This is a genomic window from Pseudonocardia xinjiangensis, from assembly GCF_012911925.1.
GTDB lineage: Bacteria > Actinomycetota > Actinomycetes > Mycobacteriales > Pseudonocardiaceae > Pseudonocardia > Pseudonocardia xinjiangensis.
Window position 1 is genome coordinate 1 of the sequence record NZ_JAAXKY010000067.1, and the last position, 15,355, is coordinate 15,355.

At 72.4% G+C, this 15,355-nt stretch carries 16 protein-coding genes; 6 read left to right on the plus strand and 10 right to left on the minus strand.

Annotated features, from left to right (window positions below; translation table 11 throughout):
• A partial coding sequence (locus HF577_RS40205) for an NAD(P)-binding domain-containing protein (protein ID WP_169397488.1) occupies positions 1 to 406 on the minus strand: 406 nt, incomplete at its 3' end.
• On the opposite strand from HF577_RS40205, the gene HF577_RS38520 reads away from it, so the two are divergent.
• Positions 336 to 578 carry a hypothetical protein gene (locus HF577_RS38520; RefSeq protein ID WP_169397462.1) on the plus strand — a complete coding sequence of 81 codons (243 nt, stop codon included), beginning with the start codon at positions 336 to 338 and terminating at the stop codon, positions 576 to 578. The genes HF577_RS40205 and HF577_RS38520 overlap by 71 nt on opposite strands.
• Positions 579 to 730: 152 nt before the next feature.
• Here the strand turns inward: HF577_RS38520 and HF577_RS37545 are convergent, their stop codons facing one another.
• Together HF577_RS37545 and HF577_RS40210 are read right to left on the minus strand one after the other, a co-directional pair.
• Positions 731 to 1,177 carry a hypothetical protein gene (locus HF577_RS37545; RefSeq protein ID WP_211174567.1) on the minus strand — a complete coding sequence of 149 codons (447 nt, stop codon included), beginning with the start codon at positions 1,175 to 1,177 and terminating at the stop codon, positions 731 to 733.
• Positions 1,072 to 1,665, minus strand: coding sequence for a polysaccharide lyase family 7 protein (locus HF577_RS40210; protein ID WP_407692222.1), 594 nt, complete (start codon positions 1,663 to 1,665; stop codon positions 1,072 to 1,074). Before HF577_RS40210 ends, HF577_RS37545 begins: the two co-directional genes overlap by 106 nt.
• Before the next feature lie 27 nt (positions 1,666 to 1,692).
• On the opposite strand from HF577_RS40210, the gene HF577_RS20150 reads away from it, so the two are divergent.
• The 3 genes from HF577_RS20150 (at position 1,693) to HF577_RS20160 (ending at position 6,201) form a co-directional block, all read left to right on the plus strand.
• Positions 1,693 to 2,661 carry an alpha/beta hydrolase gene (locus HF577_RS20150; RefSeq protein ID WP_169397463.1) on the plus strand — a complete coding sequence of 323 codons (969 nt, stop codon included), beginning with the start codon at positions 1,693 to 1,695 and terminating at the stop codon, positions 2,659 to 2,661.
• 249 nt (positions 2,662 to 2,910) lie between these two features.
• Positions 2,911 to 5,007, plus strand: coding sequence for an FUSC family protein (locus tag HF577_RS20155; protein ID WP_169397464.1), 2,097 nt, complete (start codon positions 2,911 to 2,913; stop codon positions 5,005 to 5,007).
• A gap of 153 nt (positions 5,008 to 5,160) precedes the next feature.
• Positions 5,161 to 6,201, plus strand: a complete 1,041-nt coding sequence (locus HF577_RS20160; protein ID WP_169397465.1) for a MerR family transcriptional regulator — start codon at positions 5,161 to 5,163, stop codon at positions 6,199 to 6,201.
• A 10-nt stretch (positions 6,202 to 6,211) separates the two neighbouring features.
• On the opposite strand, the gene HF577_RS20165 is transcribed toward HF577_RS20160, so the two are convergent.
• Positions 6,212 to 6,946, minus strand: a complete 735-nt coding sequence (locus HF577_RS20165; RefSeq protein WP_169397466.1) for a TetR/AcrR family transcriptional regulator — start codon at positions 6,944 to 6,946, stop codon at positions 6,212 to 6,214.
• An 82-nt stretch (positions 6,947 to 7,028) separates the two neighbouring features.
• On the opposite strand from HF577_RS20165, the gene HF577_RS20170 reads away from it, so the two are divergent.
• The gene (locus HF577_RS20170) at positions 7,029 to 8,240 is read left to right on the plus strand and encodes an FAD-dependent monooxygenase (protein ID WP_169397467.1); all 1,212 of its coding nucleotides are present in this window, start codon (positions 7,029 to 7,031) and stop codon (positions 8,238 to 8,240) included.
• A gap of 23 nt (positions 8,241 to 8,263) precedes the next feature.
• Here the strand turns inward: HF577_RS20170 and HF577_RS39785 are convergent, their stop codons facing one another.
• From HF577_RS39785 to HF577_RS20185, 4 genes are all read right to left on the minus strand, one after another.
• Complete coding sequence (locus tag HF577_RS39785; protein ID WP_211174557.1) at positions 8,264 to 9,397, minus strand: helix-turn-helix transcriptional regulator; 1,134 nt, start codon at positions 9,395 to 9,397, stop codon at positions 8,264 to 8,266.
• A complete protein-coding gene (locus HF577_RS37555; RefSeq protein WP_211174558.1) occupies positions 9,307 to 11,055 on the minus strand; it encodes an AAA family ATPase in 1,749 nt (582 codons plus the stop codon). Before HF577_RS37555 ends, HF577_RS39785 begins: the two co-directional genes overlap by 91 nt.
• Before the next feature lie 160 nt (positions 11,056 to 11,215).
• Positions 11,216 to 11,995: a methyltransferase domain-containing protein gene (locus tag HF577_RS20180; protein ID WP_169397468.1), complete on the minus strand. Its 780-nt coding sequence runs from the start codon at positions 11,993 to 11,995 to the stop codon at positions 11,216 to 11,218.
• A 600-nt stretch (positions 11,996 to 12,595) separates the two neighbouring features.
• Positions 12,596 to 13,018: a DUF5313 family protein gene (locus HF577_RS20185; protein WP_211174559.1), complete on the minus strand. Its 423-nt coding sequence runs from the start codon at positions 13,016 to 13,018 to the stop codon at positions 12,596 to 12,598.
• 56 nt (positions 13,019 to 13,074) lie between these two features.
• Here HF577_RS20185 and HF577_RS20190 point away from each other — a divergent pair, with 56 nt between their 5' ends.
• Positions 13,075 to 13,608 (plus strand): MarR family winged helix-turn-helix transcriptional regulator, encoded by a 534-nt coding sequence (locus tag HF577_RS20190; protein ID WP_312859254.1) that lies wholly within the window; start codon positions 13,075 to 13,077, stop codon positions 13,606 to 13,608.
• Between the two features lie 18 nt (positions 13,609 to 13,626).
• Here the strand turns inward: HF577_RS20190 and HF577_RS20195 are convergent, their stop codons facing one another.
• Together HF577_RS20195 and HF577_RS20200 are read right to left on the minus strand one after the other, a co-directional pair.
• Positions 13,627 to 14,142, minus strand: a complete 516-nt coding sequence (locus tag HF577_RS20195; protein ID WP_169397470.1) for a sigma-70 family RNA polymerase sigma factor — start codon at positions 14,140 to 14,142, stop codon at positions 13,627 to 13,629.
• Positions 14,143 to 14,173: 31 nt separating this feature from the next.
• The gene (locus tag HF577_RS20200) at positions 14,174 to 15,352 is read right to left on the minus strand and encodes an acyl-CoA dehydrogenase family protein (RefSeq protein WP_169397471.1); all 1,179 of its coding nucleotides are present in this window, start codon (positions 15,350 to 15,352) and stop codon (positions 14,174 to 14,176) included.
• Positions 15,353 to 15,355: the final 3 nt, after the last annotated feature.

The window sequence follows — 15,355 nt, forward strand, 5'->3', positions numbered from 1 at the left end:
CCGCCACCCGACCCGAACACCGCTCCAACACCGACCGCACCAACCCCTCGGTGGTGCCCGGCGGAACCGTCGACCGCACCACAACCGTGTGGCGACCAGGAGAGTCCGCCAACGCCTGCCCCACCGACGTCGTCCCCGCCGTGAACGCCCGCAGGTCGTACTCCCACCCCACATTCGGCGTGGGCAACGTCAAGAACACGAACGAGTCCAGCTCGTCACGGAGATCCAACTCCGCACGCGCATCCAACCCGTAGACCGACCTCAGCTCATCCAACCGAGAGGTGTCCGTGTCGATGAAGGTCACGTCGTGACCGGCGGCCAGGAAACCCCGCCCGGTGGCCACTCCGACCACACCCGAACCGATGATGAAGATCCTCGATGCCTGCATCTGGCAGCGCCCTTCCATTCTGGAGAACAATTCGAACCCGCCGGGCAAGCTGGCTCTCGGAGACGACGAAGCGAGCGTTACCAGCCGGGATTCGGTCACCAAGCGCTACAACTGCCGCACCCGGAACGTACAGCAGAATCAGAGTTTCCCCAGGTCAGGCGGCATACCACCACCCGAAAGTCGTGGTTGATCTATCGCCGGCCGGGCGCCTGATACCCAACTGCACGCCACTAAACCTGTGAACCCAACCACATCGGGGGATATCTGTCCCATCGGCTGACCGTGGCGGCGTCAACACGAATAGGGCAGCATTCCGTTACCGACCGTCAATAAGCCGATGACCTACGTCCCGCGGCAGATACAAAGATCGCACTCGACAAGCGGCGCCATGACAGAAAGTCGTTGATTCCGGTGGCCGCTGGCGACTGCCCGGTTCACCACATCAACGACCGGAAAACTTTCCGGCACTGCGCCGTCCGGGGACGTCGGCCGGCCCCGGACGGTCGGGCCACCCGGGAACCGGGGCTGAACTTCACCCGGAGTGGGCCGCCTGCAGCGAGTGGACGACCACCTCGCCGACGGGATGTCGGCCTTGAGCTCGCCGTTGCAGAAGACCTGCACGCGGCTCCCCGCCGCCACGATCCGGAGGTCGTACGGGGTGCCCAGGCGGTAGGCCGGGTCGATCACCCTCTCGCCGTCACCGTCCTCGTACTGGGCGACCAACCGCTCGCCCTCCAACCGCACCTCGAGGACGTCGTCCTCGGCGTCGTGGATCTGCGCCGTGACCACGTCGGGTTGGCCGCGGGCAACCGCGTCACGGCCTGCCGGACCGACAGCGTGTGGGTGCCGGCGCGGTTGGACCAGCCGGCCTTCCGGTCCCCGTCCATCTCCCGCAGTTCGGAGCGCGGACAGCTGCTGCCCGACGTGGTGACCCCACCGGCGTTCGCGATGAAGACAACGCCGTCCCCCGCCTGGTCGAGGTGGAAGTACGGTCCGGCAGGGTCAGGTACCAGTCCGACAGGTCCAGCAACTGGCCCGGGTACCGGCGACGACGGCCACCCCGGCCACCAGTGCAAACCATCCGATCCCCGGGTTTCCACAATGCCCTTTCTCGCCGTTTTGCGACAATCCGCGCCAGAATGACCGGATACTCCCCCGGGGTGATCGACTTCACCTTCCCCCGGACAGGGGGTCGGATAACCTTCCGTGCACCAGCAACTTCGGCGGGTGCTTATCGAGTCGATGGTGACTTCGCAGCCACCGTCATGCCGGAGCACCGGTCGACCTGTCCTGATGGGTGCCCGATGCCACTTCCCCGCCCGCCGTTCGATCCGGAGCTGGAGATGGCGCGCCGCACTCTGCTCGCCGGGGTCCCGTCCTCGATCACCCCGGATATGGTGCAGGCCTCCCGCAGCCGGGTCGCGGGATCGGCGGTCCCGATCGAGCGGCTCATCGCCGGGCGGCCGATCGGTGTCAGACATGCCGAAGCTCGCGGGCTGGCCACTGAACCGGATGTCACTCTTTCCGTTCTGCGCCGCCACGACGCACCACAGGGCGCGCCCGTCGTGTATTTCATGCACGGCGGCGGCTTCCTGTTCGGCGACCGGTTCAGTCAGATCGAGCTGGTCCTCGACTGGATCGAACGGCTCGGCGTCGTCGTCGTGACCGTCGAATATCGGCTGGCCCCGGAGAATCCGCATCCCGCGCCGATCGAGGACTGTTATGCCGGGCTGCTCTGGACCGAGCAGAACGCGCGCGAGATCGGCGGGAACCCGGATTTCCTCGTCGTGGCGGGAGTCAGCGGTGGGGGTGGTCTGGCGGCGGGACTGGCGCTGCTGGCCCGTGACCGCGGTGGCCCCCAACTGGCCGGGCAGCTGCTCATGTGCCCGATGCTGGACGACCGCAACAACAGCGTGTCGGCCCAGCAGTTCACCGGCGTCGGGATGTGGGACCAGGTCAGCAACGCCACGGCATGGGCGGCCCTGCTGGGGAGCGAGCAGGGCACCGACAGTGTCAGCCCCTACGCCGCGCCCGCCCGCGCCACCGACCTGTCCGGTCTGCCGGGCGCGTTCGTCGACTGCGGATCCACCGAGACCTTCCGCGACGAGGACGTGGACTACGCCACCCGCCTGTGGGGAGCCGGGGTGCAGGCCGAACTGCACGTGTGGCCCGGAGCCTTCCACGGCTTCGACACGTTCCTGCCCGGCGCCGCCCTTTCCGTCGATGCGCGCCGGGCCCGGGAGAGCTGGCTGAGGCGCCTCATCACGGGCTGAGCCTGCGGGAGCGCCGCGAGCCGCTCCCCGCGACCCAGCTCACATTCGACACCGACGACCTCCGCGAGCTGGGCGCGGTGAGCCGGCGGAGCAGCCGCCTGTCCGGACCGGGCCGCTCGGATCCCTGGCGGTCCGCGTTCCACGTGCAAGACTGAGCGGGTGTCCTGGCCTGCGGAGCTCCGCACCAGGTTGACCGGAACCGATCCGGGCCTGGTCCGACTCAGGCTCGCGGCGATCGGCACGGCCTCGATGGTTCTGGCGACCGCCGTGATGGCCGTGGTGAGCGCTGTCGCCAAACAGCCCGTCACCGTGCTGCTGTTCGCCGCCGTGCTCGCGATGATCAGCAGCATCTCGGTCAACGAGCCCGATCTCCGTCGCAGCAGGGTCACCACGGCACTGATGCTCGTTCCGGCGGCGGCGGCGATCACGGCGGGGGCGTTGCTGTCGCGCCACCACATCCCGGCCGACGTGGTGTTCGTCGTGGTGATGATGCTCGCGGTGTACGTCCGCCGCTTCGGCGCCCGCGGCTTCGCCCTCGGCATGGCGGGTTTCAACGCGTACTTCTTCACCCAGTACCTGCAGGCCACGCCCGCCCAGCTGCCCTGGCTGCTGCTCGCGGCGTGCGTCGGCGTCGGGTCGACACTGCTGCTGCGCGGCGTGCTGTTCGTCGAGCGGCCCGGGCGCACACTCGTCCATCAGCTCCGTGCCTTCGACGCCCGCGTCCACGACCTCGTCGGCGCGGTCACCGAGCTGGTCACGGGCGGTACCCCCGAGCTCGACGCGCGGCTGCGGAACGTGCAGCGCAGGCAGACGCGGCTCAACGACACCGCGCTCGCGGTGTCGGTCACGGCGGACCGTCCCGGGTCGGAGCTGCCCGGCGGCGGCACGGGGGCCGATGTGCCCGGCCACGTACTCGACGTGGAGCTGGCCGCGGAGCGGCTCGCGGTCGCGAGCGTCCGCATGGTCATGGCGGACAAGTCGCTGGCGGACGACGCGAGCCGGATGCTCCTGGACGGCCTGCACGGGCTGCTGGCGGCCACCGCCAGCGGCACGCCGACGGCGATGGTCACCGCGCTGCTCGACTGCGCCGAACGCAGCGTCGCGCCCATCGTCGGCGAGACGAAGGGCCACGGCGACCGCGTCCAGCGGGTGGCGTTCGCCGTGACGCGGCTGGCCTGGGCACTCCGGGCGCCGCTGGTCCCGGAGCAGCCCGTCGCACCTGCCGCGGCCACCGGTCCCGACCTCGACACCGGGGACGTGACCGACGACCGCACCGCAGCTCCCGCTGCGTCCTCCGGCCTCCGCCTGACCACCCGCCAGGCCATCCAGGTCGGCGTCGCCACCAGCCTGGCGATCGTCGTGGGCGAGCTCGTCTCGCCCTCCCGCTGGTACTGGGCGGTCATCACGGCGTTCCTCGTGTTCGCCGGCACCAGCAGCCGCGGCGACGTGCTGACCCGCGGCTGGGGACGCATCCTCGGGACGATCGGCGGGGTGCTCGCCGGGGTCGGTCTCGCGGCCCTCGTCTCGGGTAGCCAGCTGACCGCTCTGATCCTCCTGTTCGTGTGCATCTTCCTGGGGATCTACCTGGTGCAGGTCTCGCCGGCGCTGCTGGCGTTCTGGATCAGCGTGGTGCTCGCACTCCTGTACGGGCTGATCGGGCAGTTCAGCGTGGCCCTGCTGGTGCTGCGGATCGAGGAGACCGCGGTCGGCGCCGCGTTGGGCATCATCGCCGCGTACGTGGTGCTGCCGAAGCGCAGCCGGGAGGCGTTCGGGGAGGCCCTCGACGATCTGGTGAACGCGGTCGACGACGTGCTCTCCACGTCGGTGGACCGCATCGTCGGCCGGCAGCCGACCACCCCGTCCGTGGAGCTGGCCCGCAACCTGCACGACGCGCTGGCCACCCTGCGCGCCCGCGCCGCGCCGCTCGACAGCCCCCTGCCGTGGCGCCGCCAACGGTCGAGCTACCACCGGACACTGCAGATGCTGACCGGCGTCGAGCACTACGCCCGTTCCCTGGTCCGGCTCTCCGACGAGATACGCGCTCCGGACTGGATGACGGTGTGCCCGGCGGCGGAACGGGTCCGGGGCAATCTCGACGGCCTGCGCAACGCGCTGCTGCGCCGCGACGGCGGGGAGATCCGGTCCGCGGAGGACGTGATCGACGCCGCGGAGTCCGACGCGGCCCACCATCCCGAGCCGCCCCGCTCCGGCCTGCTCACCGTCAGCCGGGTGCTGCGCCGGACCGACCAGGCCGTGGTCGCGCTCGCGGACGACCTCAGAGCGGGGAACCGGGCCCCGGCGCCGGACCCCACGAGCGCACCGGAGCCGACCGGCTCGACGCGGTAGACCCCTCCCCCGGGATTGCAGCAAAGCCACTTTCACGCAATCTCGTTGCCGCAACGTGGCTTTGCTGCAAGTCCTGGCCGCTCTTGACCTTGCCCCCGGGTCAGCCCGGACGCTCGTGTCACCGGGCACCGAGCCCGGAACGAGGAGGACGGAGTGGAGCTCCTGACGATCGGGACGTTCGCCCGGGTGGCGCGGCTGTCGCCGAAGGCGCTCCGGCTCTACGACGAGCTGGGGTTGCTGCGTCCGGCCCGGGTCGATGCCTCGTCCGGGTACCGGTACTACTCGCCCGACCAGCTCGACCGGGCACGGCTCGTGGCCTGGCTACGCCGCCTCGGCATGCCGTTGGCCGGCATCGCGAAGGTCGTCGCGCTGCCCCCGGACGCGGCTGCTGCCGAGGTGAGGGCGTACTGGCGCCAGGTCGAGATCGAGACGTCCACCCGCCGGGCGCTTGCCTCCGACCTCGTCGACCACCTGTCCGGGAAGGACACCACCATGACCGCCGAGAACACGCTGACCTTGCGCTACTCCATGGCCTGTGACCGCGGCCTGGTGCGGCAGGCGAACCAGGACGCGGTTCACGCCGACGCCGGGCTGCTGGCCGTCGCCGACGGCTTCGGCCCGGCGGACGCCCCGTCGGCGAGCGCCGCCGCCGTGGGCGCACTCGCTCAGGTCGACGTCTCAGCAGGTGCGGTGCTCAATGCGCTCGACGATGCGATCTCGGACGCTGCCGCCGCGGTTCGTGCGGTCGGACCGGAGGCCGGGACGACGCTCACGGCACTGGTCCGCTCGGGATCGCGGCTCGCGCTGGTACACGTCGGCGACTCGCGCGCCTATCTGGTCCGGGACGGGGTCACGCACCGGATCACGTCCGACCACACCCTCGTCCAGACGATGGTGGAGGACGGGCGGTTGACGCCGGCCGAGGCGGCCTCGCACCCGCAGCGGGCACTTCTCGTCCGCGCACTGCACGCCGACGGCCGCCCGGACGTCGAGCTGCGCGAAGCGCGGTCCGGTGATCGGTACCTGCTCTGCACCGACGGGGTGCATGCCGTGCTCAGCGAGGATGTACTCCACGAGGCGATGCGGGAGGCCGAACCCGACGCCGTGGTCACGCGCATCGTCGAGCACGCCCACGCCCTCGGCGCGCCGGACAACCTGGCGTGTGTGGTGGCGGACGTCGTCGGCACGACCTGAGGCTCGGCCGCTATCCCGGTTCGCCTCTGCGGGTGGCGATGAGCAGCTCGACGCCGTCGAGGATGCGGTTCAGGCCGAAGTCGAGTGCCTGGTTCTGAGAGCCGTGGGTGGCCGCGGACTCCAGAGCCGCCGCGAGGGCCGGGAACCGGTCCTCGCGGTGCCGCACGATGGCCGCGAGCGCCGAGTCCATCTCCTGTTCGGGCCGCTCGCTGCCCATGGCCGCCCCGTGTTGCGCGATGGTGCGCACGTGGCCGATCAGGGTGACGGCCACGTCGAGCATCTCGCCGCCGTCGAGCCCGGTGCCGTCGAGGGCGGCGACGGCCTGTTCCAGCCAGGCGATCTCGTTCGGTCCCATGGCCCGGGCCCCGACGGTGACCTCCAGCGCCCACGGATGCCTCCAGAACCGGTGGAACATCTGGATCGCCCACTCGTGCAGCGTCGGGCGCCATCCGGCGGACCCGAGCGGCGCCGGTGCGCCGAGGGCCATGTCGGTCATGAGGGCGACGAGCTCGACCTTTCCGGGCACGTACCGGTACAGCGACATCTTCGTGAAACCGAGCGTCTCGGCCACCCGCTGCATGGTGACCGCCGGTATCCCGTCGGCGTCGGCGATCTCGATGCCGGTGCCCGCGATCACCTCCAGCGTCAGCGCCGGGCGTGGACCACGTCGCGGTTGCGGTCGCCGCTCCCAGAGCAGGGCATGGGCCGTGGCGTGCTCGGCCGACCCGTCTCCGACCCCTGCCATCTCGTGCTCCTTGCCGACGCCCGATAACCGTGTCTAAGGTACACGGTATCCGTGGGACACAGTTTTTTATGAGGAGTGCGACATGACGGACCTTCCGCTGCACGGCCTACGTGTACTCGTCTCGGGCGCGGGGGTCGCCGGTCCGGCTGTGGCCTTCTGGCTCTCCCGGTACGGCGCCACGACCACGGTCGTCGAGGTGGCCCCCACCCTGCGTACCAGCGGTTTCGCCGTCGACTTCCGCGGACCCACCCACCTCGGTGTGCTGTCGAGGATGGGGGTGCTCGACGAGCTGCGATCGCTCCGGACCCACGGCGGGGCGATGCGCGCCGTCGACGAGCACGGCGGCCAGATCTTCGAGCTACCGGCCGAGTTCGCCGGGGGTGAGCTCGAGGTGCGCCGCAGCGACCTGTCCCGCGTGCTCCATGACCGCAGCGCGGAACACGCGGAGTACCTGTTCGACGACGCCGTCACCGCGCTGACCCAGAGCTCCGACGGCGTGCACCTCGACCTCCGCCGCGGGGCGTCGCGCACCGTCGACCTCGTCATCGGCGCCGACGGGTTGCACTCCGGTGTCCGCCGCCTCGCCTTCGGCGCCGAGTCACGCTACGTCCGCCACCTCGGCTACTACCTGGCCGGCTGGGAGCTGCCCAACGACCTGGGTCTCGGCACCACGCCGCAGCAGTACAACGTGCCGGGGCGCATGGTCAGCGTCGCCGCCGACGAGCGCGACCCCACCCGCGCCGGCGCCTTCGCCGTTTTCGCCTCGCCGCGCCTCGACCACGACTGGCACGACGACGAGCAGCACAAGAAGATCCTCGCCGGCGCGCTGGGCGGGATGCGCTGGCACGTGCCCCGGCTGCTCGACGCCCTGCCCGCGGCATCGGAGCTGTACTTCGACTCGATCAGCCGGGTCAGCGTGCCGCGCTGGTCCACCGGGAGGGTCGCGCTGATCGGCGACGCCGGCTACGGCGTCACTCTCGGCGGCATGGGCGTCGGCACCGCCGTCGTCGCCGCCTACGTGCTGGCCGGTGAGCTCGCCGCCGTGGGCGGTGACCATCGTGCGGCGTTCCCCGCCTACGAGAACCGCCTCCGCAGCTACGCCGCCCGCTGGCAGCGCGGCGCCAGTCCCGGCCAGTTCCTGGCCCCGTCCACAGCCACGCGGCTGTGGCTGCGCAACACCCTGTTCAGGAGGGCTCTGGTGCGGCGGTTGCTCGTCGCCAGCACCGGGTCGGTGGCGGCGAACCTGGATCTTCCCGACTACGCCGCCCCGACGAGCGCCTCCGGCGCCCGCTGAGCGCGTTCCGGGCTGCGGTGCTGCTAGCGCTCCGGCTCGCAACCGTCGGAGCGCAGTGCGTCGCGGAGGGCGGCGCGGGAGGTGATCCCCAGCTTGGGGAAGACCCGGTAGAGGTTGGCCCCTACCGTCCGGTGCGACAGGTGGAGCACGTGGCCGATCTCCTTGTTCGTCAGACCGGTGGCGGCGAGCAGCGCGATCTCACGCTCCTGCGCGGTGAGCGACTCCGGGCCGCGCTCGGTCGACGAGGACGTAGCGGCTCCGGCCGCGCGGAGCTCGGCGCCTGCCCGGGTCGCCCACGGTCGTGCTCCGAGGCGGTCGAAGGTATCGAGCGCCGCGGTGAGCTGCAGGCGCGCTTCGGCGGCGGCGCGGTCGCGGCGCAGCCGTTCGCCGTATGCGAGACGCACCCGGGCCAGGTCGAACGGCCAGCGCTCGACCCCGCGGACGGCGAGGGCCTCCTCGAACAGTCCGGCGGCCCGATCCACGGGGGCGGTCATGGCCGCCGCTCCGCGCACCACGAGGGCGAGCCGCGGGGAGAGCGCGGCGATGCCGGCCTCCTCCATCGCGGCGACGTGCGCGGCAGCGGCAGCGGGGCGACGGGTGCGGATCGCGGATTCGACGAGGTCGATCGCGCACCAGAACGCGAGCGGGGCGCGGGGGGCGAGGGTGCCCGGTGCGCTGATCGCGGCGACGTTCCGGAAGGCCTCCTCCGCGTTGCCCTGACCGAGGGCCGCCAGGGCTCGGGCGCACCGTGAGTAGGACAGGACGAGGGCCGCGCCGCGCGGCTCGGCCCATCGCGTCATGCGGTCCGCCAGGTCCGTGGCCCGCTCGACGTCACCCCGGCAGCCGGCGAGGAACGCCTGGCCGAACCAGAAGGGCCACTCGATGAGCCGGTAGCCGTGGAGCGCGCAGAGGCGGAGACCTTCGTCGGCGAGTTCCTGCGCCTCGGTCCACCGGCCGGTCAACAGGTCGTCCAGGCACAGGTTGACCGCCGCCGCGATGCCCGAGGTGACGGCCCGTCCCTCGCGTCCGTCGCGGACCAGCCGCCAGTGGGGTTCCCGGCATTCGGTCATCCGGTCGAGGAAGAAGGCCGCCCGGCCCGTCCAGATGATCTGGACGGGGTCGCCGACGTCCGAGAGCCCGCGGATGATCGTCTCCACCTCGTCGACCGACGCCGCCGTGGCCCGGGCCGGGCGGTGAAGGTGGTGGCACACAGCGCCAGAACTGTCGGGGCCTCCGGCTGCAACCGCTCGACGGCCGCGGTGAGCGGCGCCCACAGCTCGGGACGCCCGTCGCCGACGAAGCACACCTGGAGCAACGTGTAGAGCGCCTCGACGAGCGCGCGGTCATCGGCGCGGTAGTCACCGCCCTCGGTCTCGATCGCCCCGACCAGGACGCGGTGGGCGGTCTCGACGTCACCCTCGCCGTTCAGCAGTAGGTGAGCGGTGGTGACAGCGGCTTGGAGCGAGCCGCCGGAATCCGGGTCGGCCCGGCGTGCGTCCTCGAGCAACTGCGGGACGGTGCGCAGCTGGCCGGTCACGTTCGCTCCGACGTAGGCCGCCTCGGTCAGCCGCCGGCTCCGATCGGCACCGGCCGGGCTCAGGTCCGCCGCCTTGATCATCGCGGCCACCGCGCCGACCCCGTCACCGCGGCCGAGCACCCGCCGCGCCACGTGCTCGAGCAGGCGGGCGACCCGCTCGTCCGGACCCGGCGTCGCGTCCGCGAGGTGCCACGCCCGCAGCTCCGGATCATCCGTGAGTACGTCCGCCAGCGCCCGATGGGCCCATCGGCGGTCCTCCTCGGTGGCGAACCCCACCACCGTCGACCGGACCAGCGGATGACGGAAAACCAGCCGGCCCGTCCCCTGGTCGACGCCGACCAGCCGGTCCCGCTCCGCCGGTTGCAGGTCACACAGTGCACGTCCGCGAGCGGCGGCCTGCAGCACACCCAGGTCACCGGTGCCCTCCAGCGCCGCGAGCAGGAGCACCCGACGGGTGGCGGCGGGAAGCTCGGTCACGCGGGAGGCGAAGAGCATGCGCAGCCGCCTGCTCAGCGGCAGGACCGTCGGCAACGCCTCCCGCGCGATGCGCTGCGCCGCGGTGATCACCGCACGCAGCTCCAGCAGTGCCAGCGGATTTCCCTCCGCTTCGGCCAGCACTCGCCGGCGCACCGCGGCGGCGAGGGTCGGGAACCGGGCCCCCAGCAGACCCGCCGCCGCGTCCTCGTCGAGCGGCTGCACCTCGTCCTCGGGCAGCCCGCTGCTGTCCAGGAAGCTCGCCGCCGCTGTGCGCGACGCCGCGAGCAGCCCGACCCGGCTCCCGGCCAGCCGGCGCGCGACGAACCCCAGCGCGGCGGTACTGGACCGGTCGAGCCAGTGCAGATCGTCCACGATCACCAGCAGCGGACGCGCCGCCGCCGCCCCCCGCAGCAGCGCCAGCACCGCGGTGAACGTGGTCAGCCGGTCGGCCGGCGCGTCGTCGCCGGTGCCCAGCGCCGCCGAGAGCGCGCGGAGATGCGCCGGAGCGAGCCGGTCGAACTCCTCCGTCAACGGAAGGAGCAGCTGCCTGAGCCCGGAGAAGGCCACCGCGGTCTCGAACTCGGCGCCGGCCGCCCGCAGCAGCCGCGTCCCGCTCGCCGATGCCGTCTCCGCGGCGGCGTCGAGCAGCACGGTCTTGCCCACACCGGGTTCGCCCGACAGCAACAGCGCCTCGCCGCCGGTGGCGGCCCGGTCCAGGAAGGACCGGATCCGGTCGAGCTCTCGCGTGCGCCCGACCAGACTGCCCGCCACACCCGACCGGCGAGCGTCGACGTCGACCACCGACTCGCCCCTCGTCGTCAGCCCCCCGGCGGTCGGGCAGCTTACGGTCCGGACCAGGGACCGTCGACCGAGTCGAGCCCATGGACGGCTTCCCGGCCCTGGTTCGCCGCAGTCCGGGGGCACCGGTTGCACCGGATGCACCGGATGGAGCGCCACCCGGTTACCGCAGCACGAGGACGGCCAGCCGGGATCCGGCGAGCGCCACGGGGATCCTGCGCTCCACGGAGAACTCCGACGGTGCGGGACGGCTCTCCGGGACGAGGAGGACGGCGGTCCCGCCCGGCTCGAGAACCCGGCGGACCTCCTGCCCGAGAAGCCCCGGGCTGCGGGCCAGCAGCCCGGCCCGCTCGACCAGCCGGCCCCACGGGGGGTTCAGCAGTACCCGCCGGACCCCGGCGGTCGCGACGGGAAGGGCGCCGGCGTCGGCCCGAGCCCAGCGCACCGGCGCTCCGCGGCCGTTGTGGGTGGACGCGGCCAGCGCGGCAGGATCGACGTCCATGCCCGTCGCGAAGGCCCCGGTGTGGGCCGCCTCGATCGCGAGGGTGCCCGCGCCGCAGCACGGGTCGAGCACCCGCTCGCCCGCCCGGACACCCGCGAGGACCACCATCGCCGCCGCCAGCGGTGGATGCAGCGATCCGGGCACGCCGACGGTCTTCCACTGCCTGCGGTGCAAGGGTCGCGCCCCGACCCGGACGGCGACGGTCGCCCGGTCCTCGACGATCGTCACCCGCCAGCTCAGGCCGCCCTCCGGGGGCCGGGCTCCGGCACGCCGCGGGTGGTAGGCCAGGCCGAGCCGGCCGGCCAGGGCCGCACCGACCGCGTCCTCCACGTCGAAGCGGGTGAACCCCCGACGCCCGAGGAACGACGCCGAGACGTCGACGGAGTGGCCCGGTGGCCCTCCGCACCGGGCCCGCACCGCCAGGACGGAGCCCAGGTCCACGGCCGCCAACCCGCGTGCCAGCCGCGCGAGATCGGTCCGGCTCGCCCGATCCCCTCGATCTCGGCGGCGACGACGAACACGTCGTCGGCGGTGGCCAGGGCCGTCACCCCGGTCGCGGCCGTCTCCGACACGACGAACCGGACCTCACGGTGGCCTGCGGCCACCACCTCGCCCAGTGCCCGCCTGCCGATCTCGGAGGCCAGCAGGTCCTCGATCCCCCGAACACAACGCGCCACGAGGCACGCTCCTGCTCGCACTGCTCTTCTCCCACGCCGCGACCCGGGACGGCCGCAGACCGTCCCGCATCACCCACGGCGGGGTACGCCCCGTCGACCGCAGGCGGGGTCAGTGACGTCGGAAGAAGAAGCTCACGGGCGCGAGGCTAGATCAGCGGGGATCGGCGGGGCGATCGGTTATCAGCGCGGCCGGATCGCTCTCGCGGGGACTGCCGCAGCGCCAGCAGCGGTGCGGCGACTCCGGCGACGGGACGGCGTGACACTCCGGGCAGAGCTGGTCGAGCCAGCAGACCGGGTCGCCACCCTCGGTGGAGTCAGCCGGCACGGGAGCCCCCTCTGTGTCGCGCACCCTCTACCGGGAGGTCTACTCGGAGCCGGGCGAGTTGTCGCCCTGGCGGTACCGCTCGGCATAGCGCCGGTCCGCCTCGGCGTGTTCCTCCGCGTGTGCGGCGTACCGCACCGACTGCAGGGTGCCCCGCGGGTACCCGGCCTTGCGGGCGCGGTGCTCGGTGGCCTCCTCGAGGTACGCGGCGGCGTAGATCATCCCGACCACGGCACCGCCGAGCACGGCGACCAGCCGGACCCACAGCTCGCCGGGCATCAGCAGGACGATGGCGGCCGCGAACGGCACCACCTGCACCAGCGAGCGGAGCATCTGCCGCGCCTGCCACGTTCCCGTGGTGAGGTCGTGCAGCACCCACTCGCGGTACGCCGCGGGAAGGCCGAAGCCGAAGGCGTACATCAGCCATTGCGCCGGGTTCGGTCGCCGCCGTGTGGCCTGGCTCATGCGTACCCCAATGCTTTGTGCCCCAACAGCCATGGCACCAAGAGTACGCTCGGGCCGTGTCCGGAAGACAGGTGCGTGACGCACCCGACGCTGCCGTTCTGGTCGATCCCCTGCAACTCGATCGCCAGGTCTGCTTCGCCTTGTCCGTCGCGGCGCGCACCGTCGTCGCGCTCTACCGGCCGCTCCTCGAACCGATGGGGCTGACCCATCCGCAGTACCTCGTGATGCTCGCGCTGTGGGAGCGCTCGCCACGGTCGGTCAAGGACCTGAGCGGAGCGCTCGCCCTCGATCCCGGAACGCTGTCCCCCCTGCTCAAGCGGCTCGAGACGGCCGGACTGGTGACGCGAGGGCGGGACCGGTCCGACGAACGGGTCCTGGCGGTCACGCTGACCGAGGCCGGTCGCAGGCTGCGGGCCGAGGCCGAGAAGGTGCCCCCCGCGATCGTCGCCCGCCTGGGCATGGAGATCTCGGAGCTGGAGGACCTGCACGGAGCGCTCACCCGCGTGATCGCCGCGGCCCGGGAGGCCCCCGACGTCCCGCCGGACGGCGGCGACGCTGCCACCGACCACGGCAGGCGCCCGCGGCGGTAGCGAACGACGGCACGACGGTCACCGGCTCGCGCTGGTCCCCTCCTCCAGCGCGTGCCGCAGTGCCCGCAAGGCGTAGTACGTGCGCGACTTCACCGTGCCCCGCGGCACACCGAGCCGCTCCGCGGCCTCGGCAACCGACCTGCCCTCGTAGTAGACCGCGACCAGGACGTCCCGATGCTCGGGTGTGAGCCCCCCGAGGGCGGCGGCGAGGACGAAGCGCTGCGTCGCCGTCTCGACGTCATCGACCCTGGGCCCGTCGTGCAGCAGAGCGTCGTCCCATCCGGCCACCGGCCGCGCCGCGTCCGAGCGCCGCAGGTCGGTGACGAGGTTGCGGGCCACGGTGAACAACCAGCCCCGCAGCGCGTCGGAACCCGGGTCCAGGTGCTCGGCCCGCCTCCAGGCACGCACCAGCGTCTCCTGCACCACGTCCTCGGCCCGCACGCGGTCCCCGGTCAGCCGCACGACGAAAGCGAACAACGGACCGGCCGCATCGTCGTACAGCGAACGGACGAACGCTTCCGCCTGCGCGGTCACGGGCCGACCTTTCCGTGAACACGCCCCACCGTCAGACGATCGGGCTGGCCGGGTCGAGACCGAGCAGGACCCGACCGGCGAGCTCGAAGTGCATCGGGGCGACGTTGCCGTGCTGCATCGCCGCCATCCCGTCCCGGAAGACGTGTTCGAGCCGGTTGTCGGTGTAGAGGGACGTCGAGCTGCCCAGCTCGTACATGGCGACCAGCACCTCGCGGCTGACCTGCCCCGCGTGGGCCATGGCCGCGTGCAGCGCCCCGCGGAGCCCGAGGCCGGGCTCCGAACCGGCCGCGGCCGCGGCGTCCAGGTCACCGGCGGCGGAGAGCAGCAGCAGCTTCGCCGCCCGCAGGGACGCCTCAGCTGCCGCGATCGCGGACTGCACCCGCAGCTGCGCGGACAGGAGGTTGCCGTCCATCCCACGCTTCTCCCCGACGAGGCGCGCCACTTCGTCGACGGCGCCGCGGGCCACCCCGAGAACCACCGCGGCGCAGCCGGGGATGACCAGGCTGGCCGCGGGGATGCGGTACAGCGGACCGTCGAGCCGGGCCCGGCCGCCCAGCGCCAGCACGGAGTCGTCCGGGACGAACACGTCATCGAGCACCACACTGGCGCTGCCCGAACCACGCACACCGGTGGTGTGCCAGCTGTCCAGCACCTGCACCTGGTCGCGGGGCAGGAAGAACACCCGCAGGTCGAGCACCCCCGCATCGGTGAGCCGCGGCTGGTCCCCGTCCTGCACGAACGCGATCAGGGATATCCACTCGGCGGAGTCGACACCGGTGAGGAGGTCCCAGCGGCCGGTGAGCCGGAACCCGCCCTCGACGGGCTGCGCCGGCAACGGCCTGCCGGAGTTGGCGATCACGGGGTCGGGGTCCTCGCCCCAGATGCGGGCGACCCCGGCCTCGGGCAGGTACGCCGCACAGAGGCCGAAGTTGGCGTTCCACACGAGCAGCCCCGTGGACGCGTCGATCCGGCCGAACTCCTCGTAGATGCCGAGCGCGCAGGCCAGCGGGAGTTCGAAGCCGCCCAGCTCCTGCGGGGTGAGCAGGCGGAAGGCACCGGCCGAGCGCAGCGCCTCGACCAGCGTCGGGGTCGCCTTGCGGATCTCGTCGGACCGGTCGCGTTCGGCCTCGATCACCGGCTTGAGCAGTGCCGGGAGCCGGCCGGGATCGACGTCGAGCGCAGCGTGCAGGGAGGTAGCGGAAGTCGTCACACC

What these genes read in the sequence shown, in the direction of transcription:
- HF577_RS20150 (WP_169397463.1), top strand. Translation starts at nt 1,693, where the DNA reads ATGCCACTTCCCCGCCCGCCGTTCGATCCGGAGCTGGAGATGGCGCGC.
- HF577_RS20165 (WP_169397466.1), bottom strand. Translation starts at nt 6,946, where the DNA reads ATGGCAGGGGTCGGAGACGGGTCGGCCGAGCACGCCACGGCCCATGCC.
- HF577_RS20185 (WP_211174559.1), bottom strand. Translation starts at nt 13,018, where the DNA reads ATGAGCCAGGCCACACGGCGGCGACCGAACCCGGCGCAATGGCTGATG.
- HF577_RS20170 (WP_169397467.1), top strand. Translation starts at nt 7,029, where the DNA reads ATGACGGACCTTCCGCTGCACGGCCTACGTGTACTCGTCTCGGGCGCG.
- HF577_RS20155 (WP_169397464.1), top strand. Translation starts at nt 2,911, where the DNA reads ATGGTTCTGGCGACCGCCGTGATGGCCGTGGTGAGCGCTGTCGCCAAA.